Annotated in this window: 11 protein-coding genes and 2 pseudogenes; 6 read left to right on the top strand and 7 right to left on the bottom strand. The window is 50.5% G+C overall.

From position 1 onward, the window contains the following. Positions 1 to 378 (bottom strand): annotated as a pseudogene (locus ACGYLA_RS19050) (replication initiation protein); the annotation flags it as partial. Between the two features lie 279 nt (positions 379 to 657). Here ACGYLA_RS19050 and ACGYLA_RS19045 point away from each other — a divergent pair. Both ACGYLA_RS19045 and ACGYLA_RS19040 read left to right on the top strand, forming a co-directional pair. Further along, positions 658 to 936, top strand: coding sequence for a CopG family ribbon-helix-helix protein (locus tag ACGYLA_RS19045; RefSeq protein ID WP_394404559.1), 279 nt, complete (start codon positions 658 to 660; stop codon positions 934 to 936). Further along, positions 933 to 1,241, top strand: coding sequence for a type II toxin-antitoxin system RelE/ParE family toxin (locus ACGYLA_RS19040; protein WP_394404558.1), 309 nt, complete (start codon positions 933 to 935; stop codon positions 1,239 to 1,241). The genes ACGYLA_RS19045 and ACGYLA_RS19040 overlap by 4 nt, the downstream gene beginning before the upstream one ends. A gap of 3 nt (positions 1,242 to 1,244) precedes the next feature. Here the strand turns inward: ACGYLA_RS19040 and ACGYLA_RS19035 are convergent, their stop codons facing one another. Together ACGYLA_RS19035 and ACGYLA_RS19030 are read right to left on the bottom strand one after the other, a co-directional pair. Next, on the bottom strand, positions 1,245 to 1,868 hold the full coding sequence (locus ACGYLA_RS19035) for a hypothetical protein (protein WP_394404557.1): 624 nt from the start codon (positions 1,866 to 1,868) through the stop codon (positions 1,245 to 1,247). Then, positions 1,861 to 2,112, bottom strand: a complete 252-nt coding sequence (locus ACGYLA_RS19030) for a hypothetical protein (protein WP_394404556.1) — start codon at positions 2,110 to 2,112, stop codon at positions 1,861 to 1,863. The genes ACGYLA_RS19035 and ACGYLA_RS19030 overlap by 8 nt, the downstream gene beginning before the upstream one ends. A gap of 148 nt (positions 2,113 to 2,260) precedes the next feature. Here ACGYLA_RS19030 and mobQ point away from each other — a divergent pair, with 148 nt between their 5' ends. Then, positions 2,261 to 3,418 (top strand): MobQ family relaxase, encoded by a 1,158-nt coding sequence (gene mobQ, locus ACGYLA_RS19025; protein WP_394419748.1) that lies wholly within the window; start codon positions 2,261 to 2,263, stop codon positions 3,416 to 3,418. Between the two features lie 129 nt (positions 3,419 to 3,547). Here the strand turns inward: mobQ and ACGYLA_RS19020 are convergent, their stop codons facing one another. Beyond that, positions 3,548 to 4,396, bottom strand: coding sequence for a glycosyltransferase family 2 protein (locus ACGYLA_RS19020; RefSeq protein ID WP_394404566.1), 849 nt, complete (start codon positions 4,394 to 4,396; stop codon positions 3,548 to 3,550). Between the two features lie 156 nt (positions 4,397 to 4,552). On the opposite strand from ACGYLA_RS19020, the gene ACGYLA_RS19015 reads away from it, so the two are divergent. Beyond that, the gene (locus ACGYLA_RS19015; RefSeq protein ID WP_394404565.1) at positions 4,553 to 5,236 is read left to right on the top strand and encodes a hypothetical protein; all 684 of its coding nucleotides are present in this window, start codon (positions 4,553 to 4,555) and stop codon (positions 5,234 to 5,236) included. A 210-nt stretch (positions 5,237 to 5,446) separates the two neighbouring features. On the opposite strand, the gene ACGYLA_RS19010 is transcribed toward ACGYLA_RS19015, so the two are convergent. Then, on the bottom strand, positions 5,447 to 5,908 hold the full coding sequence (locus tag ACGYLA_RS19010) for a helix-turn-helix domain-containing protein (RefSeq protein ID WP_394404564.1): 462 nt from the start codon (positions 5,906 to 5,908) through the stop codon (positions 5,447 to 5,449). Positions 5,909 to 6,025: 117 nt separating this feature from the next. Continuing rightward, positions 6,026 to 6,565 carry a recombinase family protein gene (locus tag ACGYLA_RS19005; RefSeq protein WP_394404563.1) on the bottom strand — a complete coding sequence of 180 codons (540 nt, stop codon included), beginning with the start codon at positions 6,563 to 6,565 and terminating at the stop codon, positions 6,026 to 6,028. Positions 6,566 to 6,894: 329 nt separating this feature from the next. Here ACGYLA_RS19005 and ACGYLA_RS19000 point away from each other — a divergent pair, with 329 nt between their 5' ends. Both ACGYLA_RS19000 and ACGYLA_RS18995 read left to right on the top strand, forming a co-directional pair. Beyond that, on the top strand, positions 6,895 to 8,604 hold the full coding sequence (locus ACGYLA_RS19000) for an RNA-directed DNA polymerase (RefSeq protein WP_394404562.1): 1,710 nt from the start codon (positions 6,895 to 6,897) through the stop codon (positions 8,602 to 8,604). Further along, entirely contained in the window at positions 8,486 to 9,250 is a 765-nt protein-coding gene (locus tag ACGYLA_RS18995; RefSeq protein WP_394404561.1) for an SLATT domain-containing protein, read from the top strand. Before ACGYLA_RS19000 ends, ACGYLA_RS18995 begins: the two co-directional genes overlap by 119 nt. 111 nt (positions 9,251 to 9,361) lie before the next feature. On the opposite strand, the pseudogene ACGYLA_RS18990 reads toward ACGYLA_RS18995, so the two are convergent. After that, positions 9,362 to 10,098 (bottom strand): annotated as a pseudogene (locus tag ACGYLA_RS18990) (hypothetical protein); the annotation flags it as partial.

Here is a 10,098-nt window from a genome sequence, read left to right as displayed (position 1 = left end):
TGCCACCAGCAGATCATCACTAGCTTCATCGCGGTAATCCAGCTTTGCCCGATCTAAGAACCCGCCTATAATTTCGCACTGGGCGTCGGTATCATCGAAGACCATCACAGCCCCTGCTAGTTCGATAAACAACTTGCGCAGTGTGGCCCGCGAATGATTTCGCATGCCGGTGATGGACTTGATGCTGGCCAGCCGGAGCTCATGACGCACGTCCTCAGCCATGCGACCACCTGCCGTTGCGATGAGCAGATGCATGAGCTTGAGAGCTTCAGCACTCGGCGGATTCTCAATGTAAACGCCCCGCGCCACCTCCGCGGGTAGAACGGTTTTGGCATGGTCGTGAGCGCGGTCAGTCGCAACTTGAAGTGTCTTTATCATGGTTAGTTTTATTAGACAGAAGACCTAACCCGTCAACTAGAGATTGCGTCCCCATAACTAACCTAAGCGTCCCCATAACTAACCTAAGCGTCCCCATAACTAACCTATAAGTCAGCAATATACTGATTTTATTTATTAATTTTTGCCTGAACTTATAGAACTTATAGAACAAGAAGGCGCTGCGCGCTTTTTGGTAAAAATATGAGTTGGTTTTGGTGCTTACCCGAGATGTCAGCCTTCCCAAAACTGCCGCCGCAGGTTATGTGTTCAGATGTACACATGCAGAGAGATGATGCGATGCCTATCAGCACGACGATGACGATCCGGCTTGACCCCCAGCTCAAAGAAAAGCTGGGGAGACTGGCTGAGGGAACGCAGCGCAGCCGGTCGTTTTTGGCGGCAGCAGCAGTCGAGACATACGTGGATCGAGAGCTGGCGATCATCGAAGATATCGCGCATGGTTTGGCGGACGTTAAAGCTGGTCGGACCGTCAGCCACGAAGATGCGATGGCATCGCTCCAGAGCAGGATTGACGCGGCAGCCGGTGGGCTCACGTGATCAGACCCGTTCGTTGGTCTACCGAAGCTCTTAACGACCTTGCCAATCAACTGGCATACATCGCTGCTGAGAACCTCAGATCTGCGCGCAGGGTTGCCGCCGCCATAGACCGTGTAGCGCTTGATCTCGGCAATATGCCAACTGGGCGGCCTGGACGCGTTGTCGGTACCTACGAGAAGTCAGTAACAGGCCTGCCTTACATCGTTGCCTATGTGCTCACCAAGCACGACCGCGTAGACGTGGTTGCCATTGCGCGCGTCATCCACACATCCCGTGACTGGACTGCGGAAGAATGGCCGCAGTAAGCCTTACTGCGGCATGTCCTGCCAGATGACGCAGGCGAGATTATCGCCGGATGGCATTGTTTGCCCGCCAAGGGTGTCGCAGTCCGCATCGGCGGCATTGAGCTTCAGTGCTGTCCGTGCGTCCCAAAGGTGCTGAAACTTTGTGGCCGGCTCGCGGGCAAAGAAGCCGACAGCGGCGCAGAGCGCCCCTATGAGCACGAACAGCCCCATCCTACGCCACTTGCCCTCCTGATGGGCCTCCATGACGCCTAGCAGCCGCTCTGCGGCGCTGTGGAAGGCAAGGCTCGCGTCTTTCTGGGCCTTGGCGGCTTCCCCGACCTTGTGGGTGATCTCCACGGACTTGGAGCGCATTTCGCGTGCGGCCTCTCCAGCTGCGTTCAGGGCCGCGCGATCCTCCCGCAGGGCCTTGTCCAGGATAGCGGAGATTTTTTTGCCGTTGGTCTCCCAGTCGGTGTTTTTGACCACCGTTGCCATGTAGGTGCGTGCATCTTTGACGGAGGCTGCTGTTGCCGCCGCTTGGTGCTGCACGTCGATCAGCGCGGTAGTGTTCTCTGCCGTTACGGAGACAAGGGCTTCCAGCATTTCGTCCTGGGGCGTGGGGGCGGCAGGGTTCGTCCGATCAGCCATTACGTGCCGCCTTCTTGTCGAGGTCTGCCAAGAGCGGTTGAATGTCTTTCACGTCGAGATCGCGTGTCACCCGTTCGCGGAGCAGGCCGGCCAGCTTTGCTGCGGCCTCAGGGCTTTCCATTGCGGCTTTTACGACGATAGCGCCCGCGATGATTTTAACGCGGGTGTCGGTGGATTTTTTCTTTGACTTGAGCCGGGAGAGCTTGTCCTGAGCGTATGCAATCTGCTGGTCTATTGTCTTCATTGCGCGCTCCTTGGGGTTGTGCTTTGATAGCAAGCGCCGAAAGTTGGGTAAAGGTCTGGAAATACGAAGTGCTCACCTATACGTCGCAAGCGACGTGTGAGCGAAAGACTGCTGCGCATCCCTTCGAAACCAAGCCAAGAGGGCGATCATGGCAATTTATCATTTTGATGCCTCTGTGATCTCCCGCAGCAAGGGGCGGTCCGCGACCGCCGCGAGCGCGTACCGCGCCGCCGAGCGTGTCGTCGATCTGCGCACCGGCGAGGTGCACGACTACACCCGCAAGGATGGTGTCCTGCATACCGAGATCATAGCCCCCGAGCGTGCGCCGAACTGGGCGCGGGAGCGCTCGTCGCTGTGGAACGCCGTCGAGGCTATCGAGCGGCGCAAGGACGCGCAGGTTAGCCGCGAAGTGCGCGTGGCCCTGCCGTCCGAGCTGACGCCTGAACAGAACCGCGATCTGGTGCGCGGGTTCGTTCAGGCGCAGTTCGTCGCCCGCGGCATGGTCGCTGACATCGCCCTTCACGCCCCGGGGCGTGAGGGGGATCAGCGGAACCATCACGCGCATATCATGCTGACCACCCGCGAGATCGGCCCCGAAGGGTTAGGGGCCAAGAACCGCGACTGGAACGCCAAGGAGCTGCTGGTGGACTGGCGCTCGTCCTGGGCCGAGCACGTCAACCACACCCTTGAGCGCTGCAACGTCCACGAGCGGGTAGATCACCGCACCTTGGAGGCGCAGCGCGAGGAAGCCCTTGGGCGGGCCTATGCGGCCGAGCGCAACGGTGACGAGCGGGTGCACGTTGCTGAGATGGCGCGGGCCGTGGAGCTGGACCGCCCGCCCCTGCCCGACGTCGGCGCCCGGGGGTGGAGCATGATGCGGCGGGGGATCGCCACACCGGCCTCCGATCGCTGGCAGGAGGTGCGCGAGATAGGCCTTCAGGTCCGCGAGGTAGCCCGGGAGTTCCAGACGCAGGCCCGCGAATGGCTGGAGCGGGCCGTGGACCGGGTGCAGGAGCGCGCGGCGGCGCTCGGCCTTACCCGCGCCCCGGAGACGGCGCTGGAGCGGCTACAGGCCGCCCGCGCATCACGCGGCAAGGAGCAGGAGCCACAGACCGCCCTTGAGCGGCTACAGGCGGCGCGGGAAAGCCGGGGTGAGGACCGGAGCGCCGAAATCGAGCGCAACGTTGAGATCGCCGGTCAAGATTTGACGGAGCAGGACCGGGAGAGAGCAAGGGTGCTGGAGCGCGAACGCGTGCTGGAACTGGAGCGTAGTATTGAGAGGGAGGGGCCGGATCATAGCATTTAAGTGCAGCTATTCAGGTGTTTGGTGAAGGTCAGATTCGAGCCAATACTGTTTTAAAAACCCTGTGCTTGATCAGAGCAGCTGACGACAACCTAGAAATCACGATTAAATAGTGAAAAGATCCACATCTTTCTACTCCTCCCTTGAATGAATTACCATATCTGCAAGCACTCGATCCTCAATCGTCGCAAGGCGATCAATAGATTTGAAATACTCCATCGTCCGTAGCTCATTCCAATCGCTGTTGGCTGCGTCGCCCCGCGTCATTTTTGAAGTAGTAAAAAATTCCTCGCTTTGAATCTGGTAGTGATTCAGTTGGAAGGTGTCGTTATCAGTCAACGTCTTGCCTGAGCATGCGTTTTTGATGTGGTGTACACCAACATTCTTTTCTTGTCTCAACGCCTTCGTGCGGCAGATCCATTTTCGTTCACCGCGAGCCCAAGCTGGCGATCTATTCTGTCGTATGATAAAGTCTGTTCGAAGGCTTGCGGGATGCTTTAAATGGCCGTTGCTGCCGAAAACTGACCAATTGGTGTATATAACTTCGGTCTTATAATCGATATCTCCGAGAACATCTGAAATTTTTCTGCCGTCTCTACAGAACCAAAACTCATCAATGTCTGCTATTACAAGCCATTCACATACTTTAGAAATTTTAAAATTCCTCAGTGCGGTAATGTAGTGCTCGCGTTGACGCCCAGGTTTTGTCAGAGATATTAGATTTACTTGCCCACTTTCAACCCAAGGCCTGATAATATCAAGCGTCAAGTCTGTGCTGCCGTTATCGATCAGATAAATCTTTTCAATACCTTGCCAGAGATAGTGCTCAATCCATTCATTTATATTAAGGGATTCGTTCTTCATAATAGCAAGTACGCCGACGCGGAACGGGCAAATTTTTTTCTCACGTTGTTGAAAAATTCGCCTATGGTTCCAATCTTTAATTGCTTGGATTAGACGATTAAGATAAAATGCTGTCATTTTTGAGATTCCGAATTATATGCGCAATAAAATTTAGGGTTAGCGTCACTTCTTCAAAAGATGTTGTGGCATCAGGCGGTAGGTACTAGCTGTAGCCGGCGCTGGCGTCACGACGATGTGGCTACTTTCTTTTAAATCGCATTCTTAAGTTGGGCTATGAATTTTATGCGTATTTTTGTCGTAGTCTGTGTCGTGGTTGTATGCAGCTTGATCGGATCGTCACTTTGGGTCGGATGGTACACCACCCTGACGACAGAGCGTGGTGCGGCAGAGCAGGCAGGGCTGATCGTGTTCGCGATCGGGGCCTTGATGTCGGCCTTGCGCATGCCCGCAGGTGCCTGGCGTCTGTGGTGGCCCATACCGGCGGTCTTCGTGTTATTTTGTTTACGCGAACTGGACGTGCATAACGCATTTTTTGAGCCCGGCCTGCTGCAAACAAGAGTTTTTATCAGCCCACTTCCGATCTGGCAAAAAATCGTCTCGGCCTTGGCAATGGGGGCCGTGGTCCTGACGCTTGTCACGCTTTTGGTGCGCGGTTTACGTCCAATGGCAAAGGCATTGCGGGCCGGTCAGGGCTGGGCCTGGGGCGTGGTTTTTGGATTGTTCTGTGCCATCGCATCCGTCCTGATCGATGGTGCAGACCGACAGCTTGCCGCGATTGGCGTGACGCTTCCTTATGCAGACAGTTTGATCTGGGTCGCCCTAGAGGAAATGCTGGAACTCTGTTTCGCCTTGTCGCTGATTTTTGCAATCTGCATGTGGGGCCGGCAACAGGAACACGCTACTCTCGCGCAACGCCATCGCGCATCGGGCAAGACCACGTCATCTGACCCACGATAGTGAGCATGTCAGGTGGTTTACTGATGTGACCACATATTTGCGGCTGTGGGTTGTCGGTCGTTCCTGCGCAAAACCCTTTAGGGGGCATCGGTAGACAGGGTTGAACTTTGGACCGCGCCAAAAACGCTCGTTTTTGGAACTGAAGCCCCCTGCCCTGCTTTTGCGCAGCCAAAAACACCATTCAAAACTGCCAGAGTTGTTGAAGATTTGTTATCTCGTAAAACGAGCGAAAAAGCCGCGTTTTTGCGGTAGCTCAACAGCTGCAATCTTGCTTTCTCTCTGGTCAGTAAGTTGCGCCATCAACTGATCCTCTTTGCGTTCAGCACGTTCTACCCTTCCACGTAAATCAGCTATGTGTGCCTCTAGTTGCACTCGTTCGCGTGCTCGTTCCGTCTCTTCTCGCGCGATCTGTTCACGCAATGCATTAACTTCGGCTTCCAAATCGTTGTTTGCATTGGGTGTTTCAGCTGTACCAGATGGGGTTGTAGTGGCAGCAGTTTCTGGGTTGCGCTCCCTGTAACTGGACAGCCACCTTCCAAGCTCGGAAGGATCAATCTTGTATGGGCTCCCCCCTCCACCTTCAGCCGATAAATCCCCTTTTTTTACTGCCCTGGATAATGTCGGCTTACTTACACCTGTTTCTTTTGCAGCTTGTCCTAGTGTGTATTTCATGGGCTGTAACACCTGTTTCTATTGGGGTTGTCGCTTGGAAAACATCTGTATCACGTAGCTGTAACAGGTTTACACTTACATAGTGTCAGGGGGAAGTAAGTACGGGAGATTTTCGGTTCAAGCGCGTCTGATGGTGTTTGCGCTCACCTTGAAGATACGTGCCAGCTCTGCAATGCCACGTCCCTCCACGTCACGCATACGCGCGACCTCCAAGCGGCGCTCCGACGATAGGGCAGGGGGTCTGCCACCTAGTCGCCCCCGCTTACGGGCGGCAACTAAACCCTCTTTGGTTCGCTCGGATATCCGTTCACGCTCGAACTGGGCGATTGAGGCGAACACATGAAAGACCAGTCGTCCTGCTGGCGTTGTCGTGTTGATGTCTTCGGCCAACGACCGAAACCCCGCACCCTGTTCGCCTACCGCTTCAACGATGCTCAAAAGGTCCTGCAATGATCGGCTCAGCCGATCATACTTAGTCACCACCACCACGTCGCCATCACGCAACTGCTCAATCATGCGGTTCAGCTCGGGCCGGAATTTCTTGTTACCTGAGATTTTCTCTGCGAAAATACGGTCAGCGCCGGCCGCTTCGAGTGCCGAAGTCTGGGCATCAAGATGCTGATCTTCCGTTGAGACGCGTGCGTAGCCAATGATCACTTCTGCGACCCTTCCAAAAACCTTCAACAACTACTTAGGTTTTGAACGGGGTTTGTGGCAGCGTCAATCGAGGCAGTTTGCGTCTGTTCCAAAAACGACCGTTTTTGGCGCACCCTCAAAGCCCGGTATGCGGACAAAACTGCCATTCAATATAGTTTAAGTTTTTAATGGTTCCTGTAGTATCGTTAACTGAGGTAATTTGAACACGCTTTAAGAAAGAGCGTTTGTAAACTTATAATTAAACTCATGAGAGATACTCAACGGTACGTTTTAATGTACTGAATTAATCTACTACGCTACAAGTGTCGGAAGTTTTAGGAGCAGATATTTTGCCGATAACCTACAAGACTAGACATGGACGGTTTCTAGGGTACGGATTTTTCGCTCCAGAACTACCTCCGTGCTTTAATTCACAGCAGTTGGCGCTGAACCGAGATTACCTTCTTCAGGAGCTGGTGAAGCCAGAGGATCAGAATAAAAAAGAACCTGCGTATCTCAGATTTAGATCAGATAAGGTAGTTTTCTTGCACCCCCGATACAAAAATACAGACAGACCACATTCAATAATAAATCCTATATCATTTTTTTTCATTTCAAACGAAATATCAAAGCACTATGGGGCGCTCCGGCAGTTAGAAAGAAAGTCTAAATATTCTTTATCTCAATCATACTTCGACAACCTAGGCGCAAGACCTATTAAGCGCCCTTCCTTTGGAAAAAGGGACGAATTTACTTCAAGTGCCTCAACTAGATTCGAATATATTGCGCAAACCGATATACGAGCATTTTACCACTCAATTTCTACTCAATCTATTCCGCTAGCTATTCACGGCAGGCAAAAGATAAAACCAAATCAGGACATTTTGGACCTTAAGCTTTTTGGTAATGTAATTGCATTACTATCTCAGAATGCTCAACTTGGCCAAACCATTGGTCTGCCAGTTGGCCCTGACACTTCTAGAGTTATTGCTGAGGTTATAGCATCGGCTATGGATGTAGAAATCTCAAAAAAGCAAAAAATTAAGAAAGAGGACGGCTCAAGATTTGTTGATGATTATTCCATAGGATGCAACTCAATTGCTGAGGGGCAGAAAATTCTATCCACGGTTCGCCAAGCGGCTTCGGTTTACTCCCTCGATATCGGAAAAGAAAAAACGCGAGTTGAACCAACTGACCATATGACATATGTTGGGTGGAAGGACTATTTGAAGTCACACATTGTACAAAAGCCAACTTTAGAAGATTTTAATAAATATTTTTATGCTTGCAATGTTATGTCTAAAGCGCAACCTGAACTTAATATTGACAAGTACTCAATACAATCTTGCCGTGCCAGATTTGTGAATTGTGATTGCTGGCCCTACATTCAAGATCATCTTGTATCAACGTACAGAAGGAACTCTTCTGTAATAGAGCCCATGGTTGAAGTAATTATATCAAGACATCTAAAAAGAAAGGATGTCGACGTCGACAGCCTAAGCGCGTTTGTAAATGGTAGACTTCCTATATTAGCAGAACAGCAACGTCATGGCGAAGCTATCTGGCTGTTATACATGTGCATTTCCATAGGAATAAAGATATCTGCAAAATCTCTAATCGGATTTTTAGATGATCAAAATGCATGCATTGCAATTCTCATCATGCAGGCTTCTGAGGCCTCAATAGTCGTAGGTAAACTTGATTTATCTAAATGGAGAAATGCAACTGTAGAGGACTTAGAAGGAAGCATGTGGCTGTATTATTATGAAGCCTCCATGCAGGGTTGGTTAAAAACAGATATAGCCAGCGAGCACCCGATCTACTCTATTCTTTCTAGAAAAGATATTAGATTTACTTCCTTCGAGAACTCATACATGACACTTGAAGATATTATTAAGAGTCGTAAGATAGAAAATAAGATTAAGAACGCTAGAGATCAGGATGATAGGAATGAAGGCGGTATATTTGAAGACAAGAAATTCGAACTTACAGAAGAGGAGATTGAAGATATTATTGCTCAGCTCGAAGAAGAGGAGGAAGCAGCTCTTGACACCTACTAATAAAAAATCATTTCCTCCCAAAGTTAGGGACTTAGATACTGAGACGCGGGCTCTAAAATATTATACTCATCTCTGCAGCATAATGCTGAAAACATCTCGATCCAGGTTTCATGCTGCGAGCATGCTTACCTCGAAAGAGCGCGTGAGCTTAATAGTATCTTTAGTACTTTCAATATTTCTTATTTCAGCATCAATCGTTCAGCTTGCTTCTATCTTTGATCTTACGGATGCACAAAATAAGAAATTGTCGGTCTTATCGATAGTAGCGGCAATAGGCGTTTTAGTTCAGACAGTATTTGATTTCTCACTAGGCAGGTCTATTTTGGCCACTAAATTACATGATAATGCTCTTTCTGTAACAAGATTGCTCAGAGAGCTTGAGCGAATATTAATTGAAATGCCATTCGATCGCATTAAAGCTTCTGAGCTTGCTGATAAATATGAAGAAATGAACATTATTACGTCAGCAAATCATTCTAGCCTGGACTTTTACTTGTCATCCCGACCGGAAAGTTCTTTTGGACCATTAGCTAATTTTATACTTGGTCTTTGGAAGATGTTTGTAAAGATTTTATTGATAATATTATCTTCTTTCTTTGGTGTTGCAACTTCAGTGTTTATACTTATTGGAGTCCTTGGCTTGTGAGGCAATTTATAAGAAATACCATTCGGTATAAAACAACGATAGAAGAAATATAATTTCCTCATGAATTTGAATTTTACAGATAAGCGTTGGAGGTCATAGTTTTAATATATATTACCGCGTTGAGTAATTCTTGCACCAAGTAGTAAAAACTTTTTCGATACTGACTGCATCAAACGGGATTGATTTTTCGCCGCACCACTTGCGAAATGCGTCGGCCAACTGTCGAAGATCTGGCACATGACCGCCTTCAAGCTTTGGCGCCGTCTCCCGTGCGATCCGGTCCCATGGCGGCGTATCTCGTATCGTGCCGTGTTCCGGGAAGGTGAGAGCAAGGGTTTCGGCTGTCCCGTCGCGCCGTGCCTTGCGGCCTACCTTGGGACGTTCCAGTTCACGTTTAGTGTCCCGCTTTCGCTCTGGCTCTTTTTCTGCCCAGGCAATCGTAATGCCAGTCACTGTGCGTCCAGATTTGCGCGGCGTCACCGTTAGGGTCAAACGCGATGTTTGGTTGATTTCAGCTATGGCTGGTTGAATTGCCCAAGCATTGAAGTTTGCAAACCGGCCCAACTTTCCCTCTGAAACACCCATCACCGCCCGAAGCTCCGGCACAGTAAATGTTTTGCTGGTGACGTAGTTGAGGTTCACCAATGACGAGACATACTGAAACAGCAAGATCGAGTACTTCGAGGACAGGGCAAAAACGGTTTGCCGGTCCATGATAGCCCAGTGACACGAATTCTCGGCCATCTCTCTGAAGGCACCGCCAAACCACCATGCCACCAGCAGATCATCACTAGCTTCATCGCGGTAATCCAGCTTTGCCCGATCTAAGAACCCGCCTATAATTTCGC

It is taken from the genome of Sulfitobacter sp. 1A13679 (assembly GCF_043557115.1).
GTDB lineage: Bacteria > Pseudomonadota > Alphaproteobacteria > Rhodobacterales > Rhodobacteraceae > Sulfitobacter > Sulfitobacter faviae.
The sequence above is the reverse complement of the archived record's forward strand: the minus strand, read 5'-3'. Positions and strand labels throughout refer to the sequence as shown.